26 protein-coding genes and 2 pseudogenes are annotated in these 21,873 nt (G+C 66.8%); 15 read left to right on the plus strand and 13 right to left on the minus strand.

Annotation, left to right across the window (positions count from 1 at the left end; genetic code table 11):
- Positions 1-363 (minus strand): annotated as a pseudogene (locus CR157_RS05660) (diguanylate phosphodiesterase); the annotation flags it as partial.
- Between the two features lie 260 nt (positions 364-623).
- Entirely contained in the window at positions 624-1,616 is a 993-nt protein-coding gene (locus CR157_RS05665) for a Kelch repeat-containing protein (RefSeq protein WP_181421971.1), read from the minus strand.
- Between the two features lie 159 nt (positions 1,617-1,775).
- On the opposite strand from CR157_RS05665, the gene CR157_RS05670 reads away from it, so the two are divergent.
- The 6 genes from CR157_RS05670 to CR157_RS22520 all read left to right on the plus strand — a co-directional run bounded on the left by CR157_RS05670 (position 1,776) and on the right by CR157_RS22520 (position 5,877).
- The gene (locus CR157_RS05670) at positions 1,776-2,477 is read left to right on the plus strand and encodes a 5'-methylthioadenosine/S-adenosylhomocysteine nucleosidase (protein ID WP_110282515.1); all 702 of its coding nucleotides are present in this window, start codon (positions 1,776-1,778) and stop codon (positions 2,475-2,477) included.
- Positions 2,478-2,727: 250 nt separating this feature from the next.
- The gene (locus CR157_RS05675) at positions 2,728-3,345 is read left to right on the plus strand and encodes a hypothetical protein (protein WP_219999881.1); all 618 of its coding nucleotides are present in this window, start codon (positions 2,728-2,730) and stop codon (positions 3,343-3,345) included.
- Positions 3,346-3,467: 122 nt separating this feature from the next.
- On the plus strand, positions 3,468-3,800 hold the full coding sequence (locus tag CR157_RS05680; protein ID WP_110282516.1) for an antibiotic biosynthesis monooxygenase family protein: 333 nt from the start codon (positions 3,468-3,470) through the stop codon (positions 3,798-3,800).
- A gap of 106 nt (positions 3,801-3,906) precedes the next feature.
- Entirely contained in the window at positions 3,907-4,473 is a 567-nt protein-coding gene (locus CR157_RS05685) for a TetR/AcrR family transcriptional regulator (protein ID WP_110282517.1), read from the plus strand.
- Positions 4,470-5,654: an MFS transporter gene (locus CR157_RS05690; RefSeq protein WP_110282518.1), complete on the plus strand. Its 1,185-nt coding sequence runs from the start codon at positions 4,470-4,472 to the stop codon at positions 5,652-5,654. Before CR157_RS05685 ends, CR157_RS05690 begins: the two co-directional genes overlap by 4 nt.
- A 52-nt stretch (positions 5,655-5,706) precedes the next feature.
- A complete protein-coding gene (locus CR157_RS22520) occupies positions 5,707-5,877 on the plus strand; it encodes a hypothetical protein (RefSeq protein ID WP_181421972.1) in 171 nt (56 codons plus the stop codon).
- A gap of 73 nt (positions 5,878-5,950) precedes the next feature.
- On the opposite strand, the gene CR157_RS05700 is transcribed toward CR157_RS22520, so the two are convergent.
- The 5 genes from CR157_RS05700 to CR157_RS05720 all read right to left on the minus strand — a co-directional run bounded on the left by CR157_RS05700 (position 5,951) and on the right by CR157_RS05720 (position 8,422).
- Positions 5,951-6,583, minus strand: a complete 633-nt coding sequence (locus tag CR157_RS05700; protein WP_110282520.1) for an SDR family oxidoreductase — start codon at positions 6,581-6,583, stop codon at positions 5,951-5,953.
- 60 nt (positions 6,584-6,643) lie between these two features.
- Positions 6,644-6,838: a hypothetical protein gene (locus tag CR157_RS05705; protein ID WP_146218653.1), complete on the minus strand. Its 195-nt coding sequence runs from the start codon at positions 6,836-6,838 to the stop codon at positions 6,644-6,646.
- Between the two features lie 77 nt (positions 6,839-6,915).
- Complete coding sequence (locus CR157_RS05710) at positions 6,916-7,269, minus strand: hypothetical protein (protein ID WP_110282522.1); 354 nt, start codon at positions 7,267-7,269, stop codon at positions 6,916-6,918.
- Between the two features lie 57 nt (positions 7,270-7,326).
- The gene (locus tag CR157_RS05715) at positions 7,327-7,812 is read right to left on the minus strand and encodes a metallophosphoesterase family protein (protein WP_110282849.1); all 486 of its coding nucleotides are present in this window, start codon (positions 7,810-7,812) and stop codon (positions 7,327-7,329) included.
- Between the two features lie 34 nt (positions 7,813-7,846).
- Positions 7,847-8,422 carry a nucleoside deaminase gene (locus tag CR157_RS05720; protein WP_110282523.1) on the minus strand — a complete coding sequence of 192 codons (576 nt, stop codon included), beginning with the start codon at positions 8,420-8,422 and terminating at the stop codon, positions 7,847-7,849.
- 396 nt (positions 8,423-8,818) lie between these two features.
- Here CR157_RS05720 and CR157_RS05725 point away from each other — a divergent pair, with 396 nt between their 5' ends.
- Positions 8,819-9,229, plus strand: a complete 411-nt coding sequence (locus CR157_RS05725) for an archease (protein ID WP_110282524.1) — start codon at positions 8,819-8,821, stop codon at positions 9,227-9,229.
- Between the two features lie 43 nt (positions 9,230-9,272).
- Entirely contained in the window at positions 9,273-10,703 is a 1,431-nt protein-coding gene (locus CR157_RS05730) for an RtcB family protein (protein WP_110282525.1), read from the plus strand.
- On the opposite strand, the gene CR157_RS23280 is transcribed toward CR157_RS05730, so the two are convergent.
- Positions 10,693-10,884: a hypothetical protein gene (locus CR157_RS23280; protein ID WP_373681011.1), complete on the minus strand. Its 192-nt coding sequence runs from the start codon at positions 10,882-10,884 to the stop codon at positions 10,693-10,695. The two genes, CR157_RS05730 and CR157_RS23280, sit on opposite strands and share 11 nt — an antisense overlap.
- Before the next feature lie 15 nt (positions 10,885-10,899).
- Positions 10,900-11,094, minus strand: a pseudogene (locus tag CR157_RS23285) (nitroreductase family protein); the annotation flags it as partial.
- A gap of 184 nt (positions 11,095-11,278) precedes the next feature.
- Between CR157_RS23285 and CR157_RS05740 the strand changes: the two are divergent.
- A complete protein-coding gene (locus CR157_RS05740; RefSeq protein WP_110282527.1) occupies positions 11,279-11,896 on the plus strand; it encodes a LysE family translocator in 618 nt (205 codons plus the stop codon).
- Positions 11,897-11,938: 42 nt separating this feature from the next.
- Here the strand turns inward: CR157_RS05740 and CR157_RS05745 are convergent, their stop codons facing one another.
- The 3 genes from CR157_RS05745 to CR157_RS05760 all read right to left on the minus strand — a co-directional run bounded on the left by CR157_RS05745 (position 11,939) and on the right by CR157_RS05760 (position 14,884).
- Complete coding sequence (locus tag CR157_RS05745; RefSeq protein WP_110282528.1) at positions 11,939-12,553, minus strand: LysE family translocator; 615 nt, start codon at positions 12,551-12,553, stop codon at positions 11,939-11,941.
- A gap of 181 nt (positions 12,554-12,734) precedes the next feature.
- Positions 12,735-13,568 carry an AraC family transcriptional regulator gene (locus CR157_RS05750; RefSeq protein ID WP_110282529.1) on the minus strand — a complete coding sequence of 278 codons (834 nt, stop codon included), beginning with the start codon at positions 13,566-13,568 and terminating at the stop codon, positions 12,735-12,737.
- 380 nt (positions 13,569-13,948) lie between these two features.
- The gene (locus tag CR157_RS05760) at positions 13,949-14,884 is read right to left on the minus strand and encodes a DUF808 domain-containing protein (protein WP_110282530.1); all 936 of its coding nucleotides are present in this window, start codon (positions 14,882-14,884) and stop codon (positions 13,949-13,951) included.
- A gap of 96 nt (positions 14,885-14,980) precedes the next feature.
- Here CR157_RS05760 and CR157_RS05765 point away from each other — a divergent pair, with 96 nt between their 5' ends.
- The 4 genes from CR157_RS05765 to CR157_RS05780 all read left to right on the plus strand — a co-directional run bounded on the left by CR157_RS05765 (position 14,981) and on the right by CR157_RS05780 (position 18,633).
- Entirely contained in the window at positions 14,981-15,202 is a 222-nt protein-coding gene (locus CR157_RS05765) for a DUF3820 family protein (RefSeq protein ID WP_110282531.1), read from the plus strand.
- A 263-nt stretch (positions 15,203-15,465) separates the two neighbouring features.
- Positions 15,466-16,605: a DUF1611 domain-containing protein gene (locus tag CR157_RS05770; protein WP_110282532.1), complete on the plus strand. Its 1,140-nt coding sequence runs from the start codon at positions 15,466-15,468 to the stop codon at positions 16,603-16,605.
- On the plus strand, positions 16,602-17,762 hold the full coding sequence (locus CR157_RS05775) for an alanine/ornithine racemase family PLP-dependent enzyme (protein ID WP_110282533.1): 1,161 nt from the start codon (positions 16,602-16,604) through the stop codon (positions 17,760-17,762). Before CR157_RS05770 ends, CR157_RS05775 begins: the two co-directional genes overlap by 4 nt.
- Positions 17,763-17,862: 100 nt before the next feature.
- Positions 17,863-18,633: a DUF1499 domain-containing protein gene (locus CR157_RS05780; protein ID WP_110282534.1), complete on the plus strand. Its 771-nt coding sequence runs from the start codon at positions 17,863-17,865 to the stop codon at positions 18,631-18,633.
- Positions 18,634-18,928: 295 nt separating this feature from the next.
- On the opposite strand, the gene mntR is transcribed toward CR157_RS05780, so the two are convergent.
- Complete coding sequence (gene mntR, locus CR157_RS05785; protein ID WP_110282535.1) at positions 18,929-19,381, minus strand: manganese-binding transcriptional regulator MntR; 453 nt, start codon at positions 19,379-19,381, stop codon at positions 18,929-18,931.
- A gap of 193 nt (positions 19,382-19,574) precedes the next feature.
- Between mntR and CR157_RS05790 the strand changes: the two genes are divergently transcribed.
- The gene (locus CR157_RS05790; protein WP_110282536.1) at positions 19,575-20,660 is read left to right on the plus strand and encodes a multicopper oxidase domain-containing protein; all 1,086 of its coding nucleotides are present in this window, start codon (positions 19,575-19,577) and stop codon (positions 20,658-20,660) included.
- A 31-nt stretch (positions 20,661-20,691) separates the two neighbouring features.
- The gene (locus CR157_RS05795) at positions 20,692-21,846 is read left to right on the plus strand and encodes a ZIP family metal transporter (protein ID WP_110282537.1); all 1,155 of its coding nucleotides are present in this window, start codon (positions 20,692-20,694) and stop codon (positions 21,844-21,846) included.
- Positions 21,847-21,873 lie beyond the last annotated feature (27 nt).

Below are 21,873 nucleotides of genomic sequence, written 5' to 3' on the forward strand. Positions count from 1 at the left end.
ATGGGCGCCTATCGGCATCTCCCGGGTGGCCGCCAGGTCCAGCGCCGCTGGCTCCTGTCGCGCATCGTGGATCACTTCCGGCAGCCTGCCATCCACGACCCGTTGGCAGTAGCTTTCCTCAACAGGATCCGACGCCCCGACTTCCAGGTGTGGTGCTCCCTCTTCTTCGTCCACGAAGCGAAAGATCCGTCTTTCGTCTTCAAACTCCGAGATAAAGGCGACTTCCATACCGAGATGGGTGCGGATGGCATGCAGGACCTCGAGCAGCGCGCGTTCGGTCGACGCTTCGGCGAGCTCATCCAGCCCCAGGGAAATATCCACCAGCGAATGCTCTTCTGTTGCCTTGGATGCTCCAGCTTCCATGGGCCACCTTAACGTCAAGAGATGGACAACGATAACGCCAGCTATAGCGTGGAACAACGCACGCCTGGATCAACGATTCGGTCATTCTCCTTACACCTGCACCCGATGGTCGTGCGGGTGCAGGGTGATGCGGGGCTCGGTGGAAGCCGTTGCCATAGGGGCATCCCTTGCGTACGGCTGTATCGTTATGTTGCTTTGTGTTTCAGCCTAGAACTGAAGTATGGCTATTCCCATGCGCCGGATCAACGGAGAGGCGAGTGTCAGTCGTCGGGAATCAACCGCTCGTTGAGGTCGGAAAAGGCGAAGCCGGCCTCCGGGCCACCGGCGATGACGTAGATGGCCCCCTCCACCGCCGCCGCATCCAAGCCGTGGCGGGCCGTGGGCATGGCGGGCAGGCGCTCCCAGCGATCCTCCTCCAGATGGTAGCGCTCCGCTTCGTCGAAGGTGCGCCGCTCGGGCGTGAAGGTCTCGCCGCCGAACAGGTAGACCCAGTCGTCGAGCGCCGTCGCGGAGACCCCGCTGCGCCCGGTGGGCACCGGGGCGCCCTCCTCCCAACGATCGTCGTCGGGATGGTAGATCTCGTTGGTGGTCAGGCGGAAGGTAGAGTCGTCGCGGCCGGCGAGCACGACGATGCGACCGTCGATCGCGGCGGCACGGTGATGGTTGCGCGGGGTGGGCATGGCCGCGAGCTGGCTCCACAAGTCGCTTTGCGGGTCGTAGACCTCGTGGACGCCGACATCCTCCCGGCCGTGGGTGGTGCCGCCGATGGCGTGAATGCGCCCGTCCAGCACGGCCGTGGCCAAGGCGCCCCTCGGGGTGGGGACCACCGGGCCCTGGCGCCACTGGTCCGCGTCGATGTCGTAGATGTGGAAAGCGTCGGTGGGGGTGAAGCTGGCTTCATCGAAACCGGCGATCACGTAGAGCCGGCCGTCGTGATACTCGAAGCCGGCGTGATTGACGCCACGCGGCAGCTCCGTGAGGGCTTCCCAGCGGTCGTCGCCGGGGTCATAGACGAAGAGCGTACGCGGCGCCGTGGCGTCGCGCTCACCGGCCTGCAGGAAGCCGCCGGCGAGGAAGATGCGCTCGCCATCGGTGGCCACGCTGACTTCGGTGCGCGCCTCGGGTAGCGGTGCCATCCGGCGCCATTCACCGGCGGCTTCCCGAACCTCGGCGACGGCCAGGGGTGTCGCCAGAAAGAGCCCCAGGGCGGCGCCCAGCCAACTGCCAATGGAATAGCGTTCTCTGGATGGCATGGGGAACCTCCTCCCGTGGCTGTCACGCGCGCCATGCGCCATGGCCCTGGCGTCCTCCTGGCAGCGGCGTGGGAACTTCCCTTCAGCCTAGGAGCGGTGGACACCCCGTCAAGGCAGTACACTGAGCCGAGGCAACCCATGGCAAGGTAAGCAGCGTCGATGAAGAAGACCCGTAACCGTAACGCCCAGGCCGATGCATTCAGCGAGACCGTCGAGGCCAAGCTGACGGCACTGGGCGGCCGCGACATCCTCTTCGTGATGGCGGCCGAGGCCGAATACGGCCCGCATCTCAAGAAGCGTTTCGAACCTTTCATGACCGGCGTTGGACCCGTCGAGGCGGCCGTCGAGCTCACCGCTGCCCTTGCCGCCCTCGACCAGCGCGAGCGCCTGCCGCATCTCGTGGTGTCACTGGGATCGGCCGGCAGCCGGGTTCTCGAACAGACCGAGATCTATCAGGCGATCTCCGTCTCCTACCGCGACATGGACGCCTCCCCGTTGGGCTTCGAAAAGGGCGCCACGCCCTTTCTCGACCTGCCGGCGACCGTCCCGCTGCCCTTGCGCATTCCCGGCATTCGTGAAGCCTCGCTGTCGACCGGCGCCAATATCGTCTCGGGCTCGGCCTATGACGCCATCGCCGCCGACATGGTGGACATGGAAAGCTATGCCTGCCTGCGCGCCTGCATGCGCTTCGACGTGCCGCTTGTCGTCCTGCGCGGCATTTCGGACGGCAAGACGGAACTGCGCCACGTCGACGACTGGACGGAATATCTCCATGTCATCGACGAAAGGCTGGCCTCCGCCGTCGACCGCCTCGGCGAGGCGATCGCCGAAGGCCTGTTGAAGCTCGACTTGCGGACATGATCTGGAGGTAGCCTGGTCCGATCAACTCAGGCTAACGCCTCGCTCAACTGGTTATCGTACGGGATCTTCAGCCCCTCCCTCGCTTCACGGCATTGCCGAGGCCCGCCCGGGCGCCGGCTCCACTATAATGACGGAGATGGTCGATGCGTTCCGAGTCACCCTCCTCTCGGCCGCGAGGGGGCTCGGGTTGGGACGCCGGTGGGCACTCTGCCCGATGCGGCCGGCCCGGCGGCGCCGGGAGGAAAATCCTATGCGTGCAGTTCTGTGGGGTGGTGTCATCGTGGCGGGCCTGACAGCGGCGCAACTGGCAGCGGCGCCCCCGCCGACAGGCAATGTCCAGAACGATGAGGTGGCGGCGCTGATCGAGTCGGTGCGAGCCGCCACGCTCCGCTTCGAGGATGTCAACGTGGCCCTGGCAGAAGGCTACCTGCCGGATCCCTCCGGGCAATGCGTGACGGCAGAGGTCGAGGGTATGCCCGCCGAACTGGGTGCCATGGGCATCCACTACCTGCGTCCCGACCTGCTCGGCCTCACGGTCACCACGCCGCGGGTCGACGGCACCGGCACCCATACCGACTTCGCAAACCCCGCCATCCTGCTCTACGAGCCGCAGGAGGACGGCTCCCTGGTGCTGGTCGCGGTCGAGAACCTGGTGTTCCTCAAGGCCTGGGAAGCCGCGGGCAACGGCGGGCCGCCGACCCTGGCCGGGCGCACCTGGAACTACATGGTCGACGACCCGACCACCCCCGCCGACGAGGCCCACCACTTCGAGGCGCACTACGATCAGCACCTGTGGTTCCGCGACAACCCCAACGGCAGCCTCGAACCGTTCAACCCGACGGTGACCTGCCGGCACCACCAGGTGTGACGCCATGCGGCCGGGTCCCGAGACCCGGCCGCGTTCCGCTCTCGATACCACCTTGCCCCGACGCAGGCGAGGTGGCATCGTCACCCGACGTTTATTGGAAACCCGCCACAAGGAGCCTCACCGTGTTCATTGCCATGAACCGTTTCCGGGTCACCCCCGAGAGAGTGGAGGAGTTCGAGCAGATCTGGCTGGAGCGGGAGACCCACCTGCAGGGCCTGCCCGGCTTCGTCGAGTTCCACATGCTGCGCGGCCCCGAGAAGGAGGATCACGTGCTCTACGCCTCCCACACCGTCTGGCGCTCGCGCGAGGACTTCGAGGCCTGGACGCACTCCGAGGCATTCCGCAAGGCCCACGCCAATGCCGGCCAGAGCCGGCGCGAGGGGCTGTACCTGGGCCCGCCGACGTTCGAGGGGTTCGAGGTCATCCAGACGGTCGGTGGCGCGAGCGACGCCTGATCCCAGCCGGGCGCTCTTCACTGCGGTATCGTTTGACACCGCCGGATGCCCTGTATTTCAATAGGCCTGCATTTAGATAGATCGGTCTATACAGGAGCAACCTCCGATGCCAGCCTCCAAGCGCGACCAGCTGCTCGCCACGGCCGAGCGACTCTTCTATGAGCAGGGGTTCCACGCCACCGGCATCGACCGCATCGTGGCGGCCGCCGGGGTGGTGCGCATGACGCTCTACAACCACTTCCCCTCCAAGGAGGCCCTGGTGGCGGCCGTCCTGAAGGCCCGCCATGAACGCTTCATTGCCAGCCTGGAGGCGGCCATGGCCGCGGCCGCGCCGGGCCAAAAAACGCTGGCGCTGGTCGAGGCGCATGGCCACTGGCTGGAACGGTACAGCCAGCATGGCTGCATCATGGCCAAGGCGATGGGCGAGTTCGCCGAGCACAGCACCGAGATCCATGCCCTGGCGGCGGCCGCCAAGACCGACCTGCTGGCACGCCTCGAAGCCGCCGTGGCACGCGACGGGCTGGACCACCACGCCGGCCTGGCGCGACGCCTCTTCATGGTGCTGGAAGGCAGCAATACGGCGGTAGCCCTGCTGGGCGTACAGACGGCCCTGGCCGACACTCGGGCGGTGACCGACGCCCTCCTCGCAACGGCCCGGAGCGAGACCCCATGAGGCCCCTGTCCCCCCTCGGCATGGCGGCCCTCGGCAGCGGGGTCATTGCCATCACCTACGGCCTGGCCCGCTTCGTGTTCGGGCTCTTCCTGCCCGCGATGCGCGACGAGCTGACGATCTCCCCGTCCATGGCGGGGGTGATCGGCGCCCTGCCTTTCCTGAGCTTCGTCTTCGCCATCCTCGCCGCCACCTGGGTGATACGCCGCCTCGGGGTTCGCCGCACGGGGGTCGCGGCCGCCGGCCTGGCCGGGGTCGGGCTGACGACGATCGCCCAGGCGCCGTCATCGCTGCTGCTGGCCGCCGGCGTGCTGATCTGCGGGATCAGCACCGGGCTGTCATCGCCGGTCATGGCCGAGGCGGTTCACCGGGTCGTGCCGTCCTGGGTCCTGCGCGGGCGGGTCAACGCCACCATCAATGCGGGCACCAGCCTGGGGATCGCGATCGCCATGCCGGCGGTGCTGATCTGGGCGGAGGCCTGGCGCAGCGCCTATCTCGGGTTCGCCGCCCTGGCGGCCCTGGGCGCCCTGGCGGCCCTGGGCTACCTGCCTCGGGATGGCCAACGCCCCTCACCATCGCAGCCCCGCCCGATCGCCCTGCCGGTGAGCCGGTCGCAGTGGCTCGGGATCGCCCGGCTGAGCGGCCTGGCCGTCGGCATGGGGGGCGTGAGCGCCGCCTACTGGGTGTTTGCCCCCGATGCGGTGATCAACGCCGGGGGGCTCGCGCCGAGCCAGACCGCCTGGATGTGGCTGGCCGTCGGCGTCGGGGGGCTGGCAGGCGCCGGCGCCGGTGATCTCATCGCGCGCTTCGGGCCGGCCGCGAGCCATGCTGCCGGCCTCACGGTGATGTCCGCCAGCCTCGCGCTGCTGGTCGTCGTTCCCGGCAACTTCGCCCTCGCCCTGGCATCCGCGGCCCTGTTCGGCGCCGGGTACATGACCCTCAGCGGTTTCTACCTGGTCAGGAGCACCCAGATCATGACCGAGGCGCCCTCCTTCGCCCCGGTGCTGCCGCTGCTCGCCACCTCGGTCGGCCAGGTCGCCGGCTCTCCGCTGGCCGGCTGGCTTGTCGGGGCCGAAGGACATGTCACCACCTTCATGCTCTTCGCCACCCTGGGACTCGCTGTCGCCGGGCTGGGGGCGTGGTTACTGAACGAACGAGGCGCTGCCGATTGGCATGCCCTTTGAGCGGGTCGTAGCGCTAGACTGGTAAGTATCCATCCAACGTCAGGAGGGTGCCATGGAACAGCGATATGAAGTACGCGCCGTCTACACGCATCCGGACAAGTCCCACCCGGAGGATTGGGAAGTCGTGGACTTGCATCGGAATGACATCGTGTCGGTGCACAAGACTCGCGAAGAAGCCAATGCAGCCGCTGCCGACCTGCAGGAACATGAAGTAGATCGTTGAGAACGCGGCCACCGCCAGCAGCGCGGCGATGTCGGAGCACAGGGCGATCTGCAGCACGGGGGAGAGTTTGGTATCAAGCCAGCACCTCGGCGATCGGTCGCTGGCCGTCGAGCAGCACGAACTCGCGGTCGACGAGGCCCCCGGCCTTGACCAGATGCAGCAGGGCGTGGGCGACGTTGGCCCTCGAGACGGTGTTCGCTCCGCCGGTTTCCTCGAGCGAGGCGGCCACCCGCTCGGTCGCGGGCTCGTCGGTGAGCCTGCCCGGCTTGAGGATCACGTAGGGCAGGCCGGAAGCGCGCAGGTAGGCGTCGGCAGCGAACTTGGCGACCATGTAGGGACGCAGCTTCTCGGGGGCGGCCTGGGGGTCCTCGGCGCGCATGGCGCTGACCATCAGGAAGCGTGAGAGGCCATGCTCACGGGCCACGTCGACCGCGCGGATGGCGCCGTAGAGGTCGATCAGCAGGGTCTTGTCGGGGCCGGTGTGCGGACCGGAGCCGGCGGTGAAGAGCACCTGGTCGCAGCCGTCGAAGACGTGGGTAAAGTCACCCTCCAGGTCGGCGATCACCGTCTCGATACCGCGCTCCTCGAACCAGGGCTGCTGAGCGGGCTCGCGAATCATGGCGCGGATGGGCTCGCCCGCCTCGCGGGCCAGCGCGCAGAACTGGCGGCCGATCTGGCCGTTGGCACCGATCACCAGGGTCGTCATGGGCTCTCCTCGTCGTCTTGGCTAGATGTTCGGCGGCGGCTGGCGTCAACTTTCTGTTCATCAGGTTCCATCGTTGATCTCAGCCACGAAGATCTCCCGCTCCAACGTCTCCTCGATGGCCGAGTCGAGGCGGTGAAGAAGGCTGGACAGTGACGCCCCTGTCCGACGTACCAGCATGGCCAGGCGCGGCTCCAGCGTCATCGACAGCGATGGCTTGGCGCGAATGTTCTCCAATGTCAGGCACTTGAGCTTCATTCGAAGGCATCCCGCCAGGGGTAGTTCAAGGGAGGCAGTCTGGCATGTTAGCACCAGGCGGTCGACTCGGGCCCTCGCTACGGCCACCATCGACCGGCCAATGCCTGCCTGAACTCCTGCCGATACGCCGCCTCGTGCCGGGCCGGGTCGGCAGGAAAGCGGCCGAGCTCCACGGCCAATTCGAAGAAGCCCTGCCGGGGCAGGTCGCCGCGGCGGCTGACCACCAGGGCGGCGATCATCGGGCGCCCGGCGGCAACGTCCTCGCGCATCAGCGCCTCCAGGGCCCGGGCGACGCGCTGGATGGTGCGCGGCGGCGTGAGGCCCAGGGCCTCGGCGGCCTGCTGGTAGGTGATCGGCAGCGCCTCGTCGGGCAGGCCCATTAACAGCTCACGCAGTCGCGGGGCCAGCTCGGTTTCCTGGGTAGTCTTCATGCATTCAAGGTCCATATGTTGGCGGTAACACTCCCGTTGCCACACGGCGCACCATGCTCACAGCGGCAGGTGCAGGATGGCGCCGCGCAGGCCACGCTCGTCGGCCCACAGCTTGCCCAGGGTGATGGGCAGGCGGAAGCGGCGCCTGCCGGCCGCACCGGGATTGAACAGCAGCCGGCCATCCTGCCACTGGTGGCGTGGCTTGTGGGAGTGGCCGTGGAGCACGGCGTCGCAGGGCGTGGCGGGGTCGAACCCCTGCAGGATATGCACCAGGTGCAGGCGCCAGCCGTTGACGGTGAGGTCGCGGGTCAGCGGCAGCGCCTCGGCCCAGGGGGCGGTGTCGATATTGCCGCGCACCGCCGCCACCGGGGCCAGGTCGGCCAGCCGCTCGAGCATAGTGACGTCCTCGTCCCGGCTGCCCACGTCGCCCAGGTGCAGGATCAGCCCGCAGCCCTCGAGCAGGGTGAGCGCCTCGGGGCGCAGCAGCCCGTGGGTATCACTGATGACGCCGATCGGCCGCTCGGTGGTGAGGGGGGGCGTCATGGCGCCCGCCGGCCTCACGCCACCCGAGCCGATGTCATGGCTCACGCGTTGCCCTCACGCCTTTCCAGTCTTCGAGGTCCAGCTCGGGCCTTTCGGCACGGAAGCGGGCATAGAGCTCGATACCGCGCGGGTCTTCCAGGATATCCACCTGGGTGCCCTTGTCGCGCAGCAGGGGCTCGGTGCCCGAGGCATTGGTGACATCGCCCACCACCACGCGGGAGAAGCCACGCATGTGGAGCAGGGTCGCGCAGATCTCGCAGGGGCTCAGGGAGGTAAAGAGCGTGGACCGGCCGAAGTCGAGGCGGCCGGCATCGCGAATGGCGGAGGTCTCCCCGTGGTGGTAGGGGTGGTTCTCCTGCACCAGGGTGTTGTGCCCCTTGCCGAGGATCCGGCGCGTGGCGTTGTCGACGATCACCGCGCCGATGGGGCAGCCGCCCTCATCAAAGCTCTTCTGCGCCAGCAGCACCGCGATCCGCATGACGTCGGCATCGGTCAGGCGCCGGGCGAAGTCATCGTCCATCAGCACCGGCAGACTGGCGGTCGGCATATGCGCGATGGCGGCCAGCGCCGCATCCGTCACTTCCGTCCGTGCGTTCAGCAGCATTTCCATGGCGCCTCCGGTTGATTGTTCAACATCGTTATCACGTTGTACTCGCAGTCCAGACGATCACGTCAGTCGCTTCACATTCGGCTCACCGCATAAGGCAATTGGCCCGAAATCGACGACACTGGTCCTTCGGCCATTCTTGCCGGGAGCCGCTACGCTTAGAGTAGCGCTTCATCACCACCTGAATGAATGCAGGCCGAGCGGTTGCGGCGCAGCCAGGAACTGCGGGAATCCAGCTCTCACCCGGTGGAGACCATCGCCGAGCTGGTCGGCTTTCCCTCCGCCGCCTCGCTGCGCTTGGGCTTGAACACCCCGGTCCTTGAAGTCAGGTAACCGGTGGCCTTCACTATCCATAGAAACCTTCCGCCGCCATTCGCGCCAAGGGGGCGCTGGAGCGGTATGTGGTCACATTTCCATCACGGCGCCGATATCGGGGTTCGGGGCATCGGCAAGACGCTCGAGCAAGCCTTCGAGGAGGCGGCGGTCGCCTTGACGGCGGTGATCGCCGAGCCAAGCGAGATCCGTTGTCTTGAAACCTGCGAGGTGCGTTGCGAGGCGCCCGACCGGGAGTTGCTTCTGGCGGATTGGCTCAATGCGCTCATCTACGAGATGGCGACCCGCCATATGCTGTTCTGCCGCTTCAAGGTCGAGCTTCAAGGCTCGCAATTGCTTGGTAGCGCTTGTGGTGAAGTCGTCGATATCGCTCGCCATCGGCCGGCGATAGAGGTCAAGGGGGCCACCTATACCGAGCTGGCGGTCCACGAAGACCGGCCAGGGGAGTGGCGCGCGCAGTGTGTCGTCGATGTCTAGGCTGTGGCGGCGGTCTAACCTTGGGAATCAGGGAGGGGAAAGCATGAAAACGGCAGCCCTGACCCGTGTGTCGGACTTCGAGTGGCGGATCGAGCCGACCGGCAAGATGCGAGTGCCGGGTGTCATCTATGCGACCGAAGCGCTGATCGAGGCCATGGACGAGAAAGTCCGTGACCAGGTCGTCAATGTCGCCTGCCTGCCGGGCATCGTCTCGGCGTCCTATGCCATGCCGGATGCGCATTGGGGCTACGGCTTCCCGATCGGTGGCGTGGCGGCCTTCGATGCCGATCGGGGCGGTGTGGTATCCGCCGGCGGCGTGGGCTTCGACATCTCCTGCGGCGTGCGTTGTCTGCGTACCGGCCTACGGCATGCCGATGTCGAGCCGTTCAAGGAGCCTCTGGCCGACGCGCTGTACCACCGGATTCCGGTGGGTGTCGGCAGTCATGGCCCGATCCGCCTGGCTGGCAAGCGAATGGATGCGATGCTGACCGGAGGCGCCAAATGGGCAGTGGAACAAGGTTGGGGCACTCGCGATGACCTGAGACACATCGAGGCGCAAGGCTGCATTGCCGGTGCCCGCGCCGATGCCGTTTCCGACAAGGCCAAGCAACGCCAGCGCGAGGAGATGGGCACGCTGGGTTCCGGCAATCACTACCTCGAGGTCCAGGAGGTCAGCGAGATTTATGACCGCGAGACAGCCCGTGCCTATGGGCTCGACGAGCATGATGTGGTGGTGTTCATTCATTGTGGCTCGCGCGGTCTCGGCCATCAGGTCGGTACCGAGTACCTGAAGACCATGGCGACCAGCGCCCGCGAGCATGGCATCGAGTTGCCGGACCGGGAACTCGCCTGCGCGTCGCTGCGCTCCGACACCGGCCAGGCGTATCTTGGCGCCATGCGTGCCGCCAGCAATTGCGCGCTGGCCAACCGCCAGATCATCACGCACCTCGCGCAACAGGCCTTTGTCGAGCTTTTCCCCGAGGCCGATCTCACACTGCTCTACGATGTGTCGCACAACACCTGCAAGCTCGAGGAGCATAGGCTCGATGGCGTGAACCGGAGGCTGTTCGTGCATCGCAAGGGGGCGACCCGCGCCTTCGGCCCCGGCCACCCGGAGCTTCCCGACGAGTATCGCGCCGTTGGCCAGCCGGTACTGATCGGGGGCTCGATGGGCACGGCGTCGTATGTGCTTGCCGGTAATGCCGATCCTCGCGTGCCTTCGTTTACCTCGGCCTGCCATGGTGCCGGGCGTGCCATGAGCCGTCGTCAGGCGCACAAGAGCTGGCAGGGCGGCCAGTTGCTGAGGGAGCTGCGCGAGCGCGGCATCATCATTCGCAGCCCATCGCTCCGGGGCGTCGCCGAGGAGGCCCCCCAGGCTTACAAGGATGTCGATGCGGTGGTCGACTGTGCCGAGGCGGCGGGGTTGGCGCGCAAGGTGGCCAAGCTGAAGCCGCTGGTCTGCATCAAGGGGTAGCCCGGTCACGGTGGCGGGGTCGAATTCCCGCAGGAGATATGTACCAGGTGCAGGCACCAGCCGTTGACGACGTGCCGCGCGAGACGGTGTTCGTACCGTCGGTTTCCTCGAGCGAGGCGGCCACCCGCTCGGTCGCAGGCTCGTCGGTGAGCCGTCCCGGCTTGAGGATCACGTAGGGCACGCCGGAAGCACGCAGGCCGGCCAGCTCGGCGATCCTCTCGCGGTTGGCCGGATTCCTGACATGAATGACGCTGTAGGCCTGCACGTGGCTGGAGGTCGCGGCGGCCTGGCCGGCGCGGATCAGCTCCAGCAGCAGCTCGCGAGGGATCTGCTGGTCGGTGAACTTGCGGATCGAGCGGTGGGACTTCAGCAGGTCAATGGTGGGATTCATGGGACCTCGAGGGATGGGGTGTGAATCGTTAACCTGCTCATTATCTGTCATCCCGGAAGGCATTGCATCCCGGCCCAGGCGGTGCCAGACAGCGGGGACGGTACTCGGGGCGAAGGCATGGATTGTCCGTCAGAGACCGCTGCTGCAGAATCGAACGCTGAACCACTCCACTCAGGTGGCCCAAATGGACTCGATGACCCTGCTGTTCTTCGTGCCGGCCTGCTTCGCCCTGAACATGGCGCCGGGCCCCAACAACCTGCTGTCCATGAGCAACGCCAAGCGCTATGGCGTGCGCATGGCCTGCCTAGCCGGTATCGGCCGTCTGGCGGCCTTCGTGGTGATGATCACGCTCGCCGCCTCGGGCCTGGCGACCGTGCTCCACACCTCCGAGAAACTGTTCCTGGTCATCAAGGTGCTCGGTGCCGGCTATCTGTTCTGGCTGGCCTTCCAGCTGTGGAACGCCGAGAGCGGGGACGAGGCCATGGCCACCCGCCCGCTGGGTCTCTGGGGCCTCGCCAGGCAGGAGTTCCTGCTCGCCGCCGGCAATCCCAAGGCCATCCTGATCTTCACGGCGTTTCTCCCGCAGTTCGTCGCGCCGGGCGGCAATGTCGCCGTCCAGTTCCTGATCCTGGGCGCCCTGTTCCTGGCGCTCGAGTGGGTGGCGATCGCCGGCTATGCCTGCTTCGGCGCCTTCCTGCGTCACTGGTTCTCGCGCCCCATCATGCGCCGACTGTTCAACCGCACCTGCGCGAGCCTGTTGGCGAGCGCCGGCGTGGGCCTGCTGGTGGCGCGGCGGGAGTGAGCCCAGGTCGGTCGAGTCTCCGATGGGGTAGATGACGATCCATCAACCTGCGCCGGTCGCGAGAGGGAGCCAGACGTGCTCATAACCGATCGAGACGGAGACACCCACCAGCAGTACCGACATCGCGAGGCTGAACCCCGCAAGAATACTCGGGTTCTCGATCCGCCGCCCGGCAACGGCGCCCATCAGCGCATAGCTGCCGGGCGCCCCCACCGCCAGAGCGGCCAGCCCCAGCGACCAGAGCAGCAGGCTGACGCCGTGGATGCCTGCGGCGGGGAATTGGATCGTGGCGATCGGCAGGGTCGCTATCATGCCCTTGGGGTTGCAGAGCTGCATGATCAGGCCATCGCGAAATTGCAGCACGCGCGGCGCTTGCCGTACGGCGCCCAGGTCGATGCTCGACCGGGCGATCCTGACGGCGAGATAGAGGATATAGCCGCAACCCAACGCCCCCACCACGGCGAGCATATCGCCACGCACCCAGGCCGCACCGGCCCAGCCGAACACCATGAACAGCACCAACATGGCCAGCCCCACCCCGAGGAAGAAACCGAGGGAGGTTCTGGCCTGGCCGTTGAGCCCCGCATTGAGGCCGAGCAGGTTCACGGGCCCAGGCGTGTACATGACGCCCAGGGCATAGGCGACGATCTCTAACATTGGAATACCTCGGTCAGGGGAAGCGCTTTACAAATTGCCGAGCGGGATGAAGCGCAAGGCGCACGGAGCACGGAGCATGGAGCACGGAGCACAGGAACCGGAGCATATGGGGGATATGTGAGGATTCCGCGCACCGCGCAACGCAGCGATTTGCCCGCGCAGGCATTTGTATAGTGCTTCCTTAGTTGGTGACGCTACGCTGGTACTGGTAGGGCGTCATGCCATAGATGCGCTTGAATCGGCGGTTGAAATGGCTGAGGTCGGCAAAGCCATAGCGGAAGGCGACGTCGTTGGGAACCACGCCGGCCTCCAGGGCGCTGCGCGCGGCATTGACCCGGCAGCTGAGCACGTACTGGTGCGGCGTGATGCCGAACTGCTGACGGAACAGGCGCAGGAAGTGGTATTTCGAGAGGTGTGCGGCCTGGCTGATATCGTCCAGCGAGAGATCCGCCTCCAGGTGCGCGAGAATGTACTCCTTGGCGCGCAGCAGCAGAGCATCGGGCCGGCTCACCGTGCCGCCCGGCTGGAACTTGCCGGCTCGCTGCACCAGGCGAGTCGCCATTCGATGCAGGGCGTGCTCCTGATCGATGCGAGAGCCCAGCTGCTGGGTCATCAGGTGCGCCAGTTCCAGGATGGCCTGGCGCAGCTCGGGGTCCGCCAGCAAGGTTTCGCTGCCTCTGAACCGGCCGGCGCGCTCGCACCCCGCCGCATCGGCGAACAGCGCCTCGAGCCGAGCGGGAGGCACGTAGACCATGACGTACCCCAGGGTGCTGTCGCCGCCCGGGTGTCCGTCGTGCACTTGCTCGGGATTGAACTGGATGACGTTGCCGGGCGGGCTGCGGTGAAACTGCCCGCCGCTGAAGAAATCCTGGCGCCCGGCGAGGGTGACGCCGAAGGCGTACTCCGCGTGGGCATGACGGTCGTAGCTGAAATCGCTCAGCGCCGCCTGGAGGACCGTAAGCTCGGGAATATGCCGGCTCTTGAAGTAGTCGAACCGACTGGACTGTTTCGCCATGCCACACCTCCCTGACCACCACTCAGGCATAGCTTAGGCCCAACCCCAAGCCGCAGGCTTGGACAAAATTGCGGAAACACCTCGCCAACCCCGAGTTCCTCGACGAATCTCATACCGTCCGCCAAGTCGTCGAAGGTGCGGCCATCGAAGAGATCGGGCGTGTGAACGATGTGCCCGGACCGGCGCAGCCGGTCGGCAAACTCGACGACGCCAGGAGTCAGCCCGTGCGCGTGGTGGAACAACATGATCTCTGCCATTTTCGACCTCCTGTCCGGGGTGCTTGCACTGCTGTTCGAGATTGAGGCGGCCGTGCGAGGTGGCGTCACGTTGGAGGGGTGAGTGTCCGCCAGCCAGGCTGGGAGTCGTATGGGATTTGGCGATCACGCATGGCGGCGCCGCCTGAGCATACCGAAGGCCTTGACCCCGGCCAGCACAGCGGCGCCGGCGAACACGCCGAAGGCGGCATTCAGTGCCGTCTCGCCGAGCGGGCCGAGAATCGCCCCGGCGCTGGGCAGGTCGGCCGCGAGGTGAGCCAGCGCCTCGACGCCGTGATGCACGGCGGGCAGCCCGTGCACCAGGATGCCGCCGCCGACCATGAACATGGCGGCGGTGCCGATCACCGAGAGCGACTTCATCAGGTAGGGCGCCACCCGCACGATGGCGTTGCCCATGGCCTGGGCCGGCACAGCGCTACGCTGGCTGAGGTAGAGACCGAGGTCATCGAGCTTGACGATACCGGCGACCAGGCCATAGACGCCAACGGTCATGATCAGGGCGATGCCCACCAGCACCGCGACCTGCTGCAGGAAGGGCGCACCGGCCACGCTGCCCAGGGTGATGGCGATGATCTCCGCCGAGAGGATGAAGTCGGTACGCACCGCGCCCTTGATCTTGTCCCGCTCGAGCGCCACCACATCGGCATCCGGATCGGACAGGGTCCGCACCAGGCGCTCATGCTCCTGCGCCGATTCGGCCTCGTCGTGGGTAAAGGCGTGGAAGAGCTTTTCGGCGCCTTCGTAGCACAGGAAGGCGCCCCCCAGCATCAGGAGTGGCGTCACGGCCCAGGGGGCGACGGCACTGATCAGCAGCGCCGCCGGCACCAGGATCGCCTTGTTGCGTAGCGAGCCCCTGGCCACCGCCCACACCACCGGCAGTTCGCGGTCGGCCTTCACCCCGCTGACCTGCTGGGCGTTCAGCGCCAGGTCGTCGCCGAGCACTCCGGCGGTCTTCTTGACCGCCACCTTGGTCATCAACGACACATCGTCGAGGATCGTCGCGATATCGTCGATCAGTGTCAGTAAGCTTGCACCTGCCACGGCTGTCTTCCTGTTCCGCCAAGGGGGCTGGCGATGGTCTCCCTTCGCCACAAGCGCAGCATGGCATAATCGGAGCACTGCAGAGGAGCGCGATGCATGAAACCCGAGGATCTGGAAAAGCTGGTTACCCGACGGATGCCCTACGGCAAATACGAAGGCCGGCTGCTCGCCGACCTTCCCGGCCCCTACCTCAACTGGTTCGCCCGCCAGGGCTTCCCGCCCGGCGAGATCGGCCAGCTCTTGCATCTGATGCATGAGATCGACCACAACGGCCTGAGTCCGCTGCTCGATCCGCTGAGGGAGTCCCATGGGGCCTAGCAGCCTGACCAGAGACGCCCCGCCATCACCTCACAGGACATCGCCAACATTCCTACGCCCTGGGCCGGCCAGATTCGGCCGGCGACGGGCTGCAATACCGCCTGTCGCCGCCACCAGGGAGTCGGAAGCATACGGGTGCCCCCCATCCGTGTATGCTGACGTACATCCACTTGCCTTGGTGGGGACCTCTCGTTGACTGTCGGCCGTATCGGCCGGGACCATCCCGTCGCCTCCTCTGAGTCCATACCCGAGGTAGACGCTTCATGCTTCCTGGTTCCCTTCGTGCCATTCTCGACTGCGCCGCTCACCCCGCTGACGACCGCCAATCGGCCATCGTGTACTGCGAGGGCAACTTCGCGCGCATCGATGGCAAGACGGCCAACGGCCTGGTGCGCAGCAGCGAGCGGTATCGCATCCTTTCCGTCATCGACAGCACCCTGACCGGCGAGGACGCGGGCATCGCCCTGGGCGAGGCGGCGGCGGGCATCCCCATCGTCGCCGATCTGACCGCGGCGCTCGCCGCGACCGATGACCTTCCCGACGTCCTCATCTTCGGGCTGGCGCCGTTGTCGGGCCTGATGTCCGAGGCGGACCGTGCGGTGGTGCTGGCGGCCGTGGCGGCCGGCATCGGCGTGGTATCCGGCCTGCACGAGTTCCTCGCGGACGACCCGGAGATCTCGGCGGCGGCACTCGCCAGCGGGGTGACGCTTCACGATATCCGCCGGCCACGCCCGACCAAGCACCTGCGCATGTTCGACGGCGCGATCGGCGGCGTCGACTGTGTGCGCATCGCGATACTGGGCACGGATGGCGCGATCGGCAAGCGCACCACCTCGACGCTGCTCACCCAGGCGCTCAACGACGCCGGGATTCACACCGTGATGGTGGGGACGGGCCAGACCGGCCTCATGCAGGGCGCCGCCTATGGCGTCGCGCTCGATGCCATTCCCGCCCAGTTCGGTGTCGGCGAACTGGAGGGGGCGGTGCTCGCCGCCTATGAGGGCGAACACCCCGACGTCATCGTGATCGAGGGCCAGGGCGCCCTCAGCCACCCCGCCTACCTGAGCTCGACGGTGGTGTTGCGCGCCAGCCGGCCACAGGCCGTGATCATGCAGCATGCCCCGGCCCGCCGGATGCTCAGTGACTATCCGGCGGTGCGCATGCCGTCTCCCCTCTCGGAGATCAAGCTCATCGAGCTGTTCGGCAAGACCACGGTCATCGGGCTGGCCATCAACCACGAGGACATGAGCGAGGCAGAGGTCACGGCGGCCATCGCCCGCTACAAGGTCGAGCTCGGCCTCCCCGCCACCGATGCGCTGTGGCACGACCCCTCGGCGCTGGTGGGAATGGTCACCGCCGCCTTTCCCGCACTGCAGGCGCGTCAGCCACTGGCAATGGCGTGATCTCTCCCCGCATCGAGATCGATCTGGCCAAGATCGAGCACAACGCTCGCACGCTTGTCACCCTGCTGTCCGGCCGCGGCATCGACGTCACCGGAGTCACCAAGGCGGTCCTGGGCTCGCCCGAGGTGGCGAAGGCCATGCTCGCGGGGGGTGTGGCGCGCCTCGGCGATTCGCGGATCGACAACCTCGAGGCGCTCCGCGACGCGGGCATCCAGGCCCCGCTGACGCTGCTGCGTTCGCCCACGCCCGAACAGGCCGATCGGGCGGTGGCGTGCGCCAGCATCAGTCAGGTAAGCGAGCTCGAGGTGGTAAAGGCGCTGTCAGTCGCGGCGGGCAGGCGCGGCGTCACTCACGGCCTGGTGCTGATGGTGGAGCTGGGCGACCTGCGCGAGGGTGTGCTGCCGGGCGATGTGCTCGACCTCGCCCGACGCCTATCGCGCACTCCCCACGTCACGCTCGCCGGCCTCGGCTCCAACCTGGCGTGCCGTGCCGGCGTCGTGCCGAGCACCGACAACATGGGCGAGCTGTCTGCCCTCGCGACCCTGCTCGAAGGCGAGCTGGGCCTGCACCTGCCGATCATTTCCGGCGGCAATTCGGCCAATCTCGCCTGGGCCATGAAGGCTCCCGCTGGCCGCGTCAACGACCTGCGGCTCGGCGAGTCGATCCTGCTGGGCTGCGACCCCCTCACGCGGATGCCCCTGAGCGGGCTGCACACCGACGCCTTCATCCTGGTGGTGCCCGTCATCGAGTCGCTGGCCAAGCCGACGGTGCCACGCGGCGCCACCGGCGAGGCGGCATTCGGCGTGCCGACGCCGATGCGCGAACGCGGCACCATCATCCAGACGATCGCCTCGATCGGGCGGCAGGACGTCGACCCGGACGGCCTGACGCCCCCAGGCGGCGTCAGCGTGCTCGCCGCCAGCAGCGACCACCTGGTGCTCGAGACGCCTCACCGCCTGGCACCCGGCACGGAGCTCCGCTTCGGCCTCGATTATTCGGCGCTGCTGCGCGCGATGACGTCTCCGTTCGTCGTGACCACGCTCGCGGCGACGCAACGCCCTCTCGTGCCAAGGGTGGACAGTGGCACCGCGGCAAAGCTCGACGCCTTGCGGACGAACCTGTCGAGGATCACTCCTCGGGTGTCAGCCGCTCGCTGAGGTCGGAGAAGGCGAAGCCGCGAGGGCGACGCAGACCGGCACGATGGCGGCTAAGCCCTTATGCTGTTGTTGATCCCTATCGAAACGCCAAGGAGCCGTCATGTCGCTGTTGCGCCCGAGAACTCGCCCACGCGGAGGCCGCTGGCCGGTCGGCGTCGCCTGGCTCGCCCTGATCCTGCTGGTGATCGCCGCGCTGCTGATGGCCGCCGCGGGGCCCGCCTACCGCTTCGGGCTGCTCCCCCTGGGCGATGCCTTCGGCCTGCTGCGCTACGGCGCCTACGTCGCCGCTGGTGCGGCCGGGGTGGGGCTGATCGCGCTGATCCTTGCCATCTTCTGCCGACGCCTGCGCCCGGCCCTGGCCGGCGGCCTGGTGATCGTCGCCGTCGCCGGCATGGTGACCGTGCCCTGGGTGCACTGGCAGCGCGCCCAGCTGGCGCCGCCCATCCACGACATCACCACCGACACCGAGGACCCGCCCGCCTTCGAGGCGCTGGTCGACGCCCGGGAAGCGGCCCCCAACGCCGTGGACTACCCCGGCGAGGCGTTCGCCCGCCAGCAGCGCGAGGCCTACCCGGATATCCGGCCGATCGACCTGGACATGTCGCTCGACAGTGCCCTCTCGGTCGCGGAGGCCGCCGCCCTGGACCTGGGCTGGGAGCTCGCCGGCGTCACCGCCAACAGGATCGAGGCCACCGACACCACCACCTGGTTCGGCTTCAAGGACGACGTGGCGATCCGCCTGACCGAGACCGACGATGGCGTGCGCGTCGACGTGCGCTCCGCCTCCCGCATCGGCCGCAGTGATGTGGGGACCAATGCGGCGAGGATCCGGAAGTACCGGGAGACGCTGGAGCGCCGGGTACAACGCTGAGCCGAATACGACGGCTCCCCCCGTGTCAGACAGCGTTCGGGCAACGCCTATACGCCATGCTTTCGGGATCACCCCAGGCCAGGGAGACGCCGGGAGGCACCAGTGGTTGGTCGCGAATGCCGAGGCGGGTGATGGTCGCGGGCGGCGATGGGTCCGTCAGCCGGGGCGCGGATGGCGAGGTCCTGGGGCGTCTCATGGCGGCCACGGCCTCGACACGCCCGGGGGCGCTTCGGGTCGTCTGCGAACGCCTTCTGCCTGCCTAGTAGCCTGCGCTCGGCGACTCTTCGGACAAAGTTTAGCGTTTCTTGGCTCGGATCACGCGCTCGAAGGCCGCCAGTGTCTCGTCGCTGACGTGATGCTCGATGCCTTCGGCATCGCGTTGCGCGGCCTTTTCGCTGATGCCGATGGCACGCAGGAAGTTCACCACGGTTTCATGGCGGCGTTTCGAACGCGCCGCGAGTTCCTGCCCCCTCTCCGTCAGGAAGACCGACCGATAGGGCTGACTGGAAACGAGCCCCTCCCGCTGCAGTCGAGCGATGGTCTTCACTGCCGTGGCATGCGCCACCCCCAGCCGTCGCGCAATGTCGACCGCGCGCGCCTCCCCCGTGGTGTTGATCAGGTCGGCGATGAGCTCAACGTAATCCTCGGCCACCTCGCTCTGATGGGCTTCCCGCACCCGCTTGAAATTGACCGCTTGCTGATCCGCATCCGGCAACACGTTACCGGCGCCCACTTCCGACTTGGTCATCGCCGTCCCTACCTCGATGTCGTGTATCTCACCATAACATAACCGTGCCATGCGGCTGGCGTGCCTGCAGGGGCAAGGTGCCACAGGAACACGAGATATAGCCTATGCTGTATTGTATAGCCACATACCCATCATCGAGCCTGCTATCGGACATCCACCTGGAAGGCTCGTCTTGCACCATCGGAGCCGAGAGATGCGACCTTGGTTCAAGTACCCCATGACACGGCGGCTTCTGCTCAGGGCGGGTGCGCTGATCGGCGGCTCATCGGTGATACGCCTGGCAGTGGGCCAGGCGCCGGATACCGCCCAGTACGCCCCGACGGGTGCGCACGAGGCTCATGACGGCATGATCACCGTGGGGGAGGTGGACAATGCTCGGAACGGCTTCGATCCCCACGAGATCCTGACCGACTGGGAGAGAGGGACGGTCTCTCGCCTGCCGGACGGACAGGTTCTCCGCGAATTCGACATCACCGCCAGTGACAAGGAGATCGAAATCGCCCCGGGCATGTTCTTTCCCGCCTGGACCTACAACGGCCGCGTACCGGGCCCGACCCTGCGAGCCACCGAGGGGGATCGTATCCGCATACGCTTTGTCAACGGCGGCAGTCACACGCACTCCATGCATTTCCACGGGATCCACCCGGCACGCATGGATGGCGTGCCAGGGGCCGGAGACGTGCCTCCGGGCGGCGTGTTCGTCTACGAGTTCGATGCCTTCCCGTTCGGTTGCCATCTCTACCACTGCCACTCGATCCCACTCAAGCGACACATCCACAAGGGATTGTACGGTGCCTTCATCGTCGACCCGGACCCGGACCGCCACCCGGAGCAGGCCGAGGCCGCGCGTTCGCGCCTCCTTGGCTCGTCGGAGAATGCGCGCTGGCAGGAGTTCGTGCTGGTGATGAACGGCTTCGACACGAACTTCGATGAGGAGAATGAGATTTACGCGGTCAACTCGATCGCTCACGCCTATTTCAAGCGGCCCATCCCGGTAGACCGGGCTCGCCCACTGCGGCTCTACCTGATCAACGTCACGGAGTTCGACCCGGTCAATTCGCTACACCTGCATGCGAATTTCTTCGACTACTACGACCACGGCACCACGCTCACCCCGACGCTACGAATGGTCGACACCATCATGCAGTGCCAGGCCCAGCGCGGGATCCTGGAATTCTCCTTCTCCGATCACGAGCCCGGGTTTTACATGTTCCACGCCCATCAGTCGGAATTCGCCGAGCTGGGTTGGATGAGTCTGTTCGATGTCCGGGAGGAGTGATGGCCGCAGCAGGCCTCGGGAGGCTACCCCGATGAAACGCACCGTGCTCTGGATCGTGCTACCGATTCTCTTGATCGTCGCCGTCATGGTGGCCTTCCTGGCCAGCGACCCCCTGCGTTCCTTGACCGGCGCCGTCCCCCCCATCGAGGAACTCACGGTCGAGCGCACCCTGCTCGACGAGAACGGTATCGCGCTTCGGGTGCGTGCCGGCGGATCGGAACCGATGAAGATTGCCCAGGTACAGGTCGACGGCGCCTATTGGGCTTTCATGCAAACTCCGTCGGGGGCACTGGAACGCATGGAAACGGCCTGGATACGGATCCCCTATCCATGGGTGGAGGGCGAGACTCATCACTTGACCCTGTTGACCCCAAGCGGCGTCACCTTCGATCACACCATCGAGGTTGCCGTTGCCACGCCCACCCCCGACGCCGGCACGCTGCGCACCTTCGGCATGGTCGGATTATTCGTCGGCGTTGTGCCGGTGACACTTGGCATGTTGTTCTATCCGGCCCTGCGCGCGGGGGGGACGCGGGCTTTCCAGTTCGCTCTCGCCCTGACGACCGGTCTCCTGGCCTACCTGCTGGTCGACACCCTTGACGAGGCCTTGGCATTGGCAGGAGAAGCCGCGCCCGGCTTCCAGGGGGAAATCTCGGTATGGCTTGTCACCGCCTTGACATTCGCGGTGCTGATGGGAGTGGGGCGGCGTCAGGGAAAGACGCTGGCCGGTGTGCGTCTCGCGACCGCGATCGCCCTCGGGATCGGCCTGCATAACCTGGGCGAAGGCCTGGCGATCGGCTCTGCGTTTGCCACCGGCTCGGTTGCACTCGGCTCGTTTCTGGTACTCGGCTTCACCCTGCATAACCTGACGGAAGGTATCGGCATCGTGGCCCCCATGCTCAAGCAGCGGCCACCGCTGTGGGTGTTCGCCGCCCTGGCGGCCCTTGCCGGGCTGCCCGCCGTGGTCGGGATATGGGTCGGCAGCTATGCGTTCTCGCCCTACTGGGCCGCCATGGCGTTCGCCGTGGGGACGGGGGCTATCCTCCAGGTCATCATTGAGGTCGGCACGCTGTTGGTCCGCAGCGCGCGCGGCGCGGGACAGCCATGGTTCTCGGGAGTCGCCCTGTCCGGTGTCGGCGCGGGGGCCATGGCAATGTACACCACGGCCCTGTTGGTTCAGGTCTGACCAGGGTCATGGGGGAGCCCCCTGGCC

This window comes from Halomonas sp. LBP4 (assembly GCF_003202205.1).
GTDB lineage: Bacteria > Pseudomonadota > Gammaproteobacteria > Pseudomonadales > Halomonadaceae > Halomonas > Halomonas flagellata.